Below are 650 nucleotides of genomic sequence, written 5' to 3' on the forward strand. Positions count from 1 at the left end.
TGCCAGTACCGAGCCAGCGCGGTCGCCGTCGCCGAGCGCGCCTACTGTGTCCCCAAGGCGGTGCTCTTGACGGCTGCGTGTCGCGCCGCGGGGATTCCGGCGCGGTTGGGTTTCGCCGACGTCCGCAACCATCTGCAGACCCCGAGTCTCCGTGAACGGATGGGTGGCTCGGACGTTTTCGTCTACCACGGCTACAGTCAAATGCTGCTGAATGGCCGGTGGGTCAAGGCCACGCCGGCGTTCAACCGCGAGTTATGCGCGCGCTTCGGGGTCCCTCCTATCGAATTCGACGGTCAGCGAGACGCCATGTTGCACGCTCACACAGGCGACGGCTCCCAACACATGGAATACCTCCATGACCGTGGCGTTTTCGACGACCTTCCCCTCACGGAAATCATCGACGCGCTGCGCGACAACTACAGCGAACTCATCTACGAACCTCCGCCCATATCAGACTCGTTCACCAATTAACAGTTTGAAAGATTATGCTTGTGCAAAGCACTAATGCGGGATATCTCACGGCAGCTAACCGAAAGGACGCCTCCCTATGACAGCCGCCTCACCCTGGCTCAACCCGGAATTGGAAGCGCTTCGTGATCTCGCCGCAAAGTTCGTTGCCACTGAGATTGCACCCCACTCAGAGCGCTTCG

General features: G+C 60.2%; 1 protein-coding gene. It reads left to right on the forward strand.

Going from position 1 to position 650, the window contains the following annotated elements; genetic code table 11:
- On the forward strand, positions 1-471 hold a 471-nt coding region (locus tag BST44_RS29240; RefSeq protein WP_142274747.1), incomplete at its 5' end, for a transglutaminase domain-containing protein.
- Between the last annotated feature and the right edge of the window lie 179 nt (positions 472-650).

Origin of the sequence: Mycobacterium scrofulaceum, from assembly GCF_002086735.1 — a bacterium.
GTDB lineage: Bacteria > Actinomycetota > Actinomycetes > Mycobacteriales > Mycobacteriaceae > Mycobacterium > Mycobacterium scrofulaceum.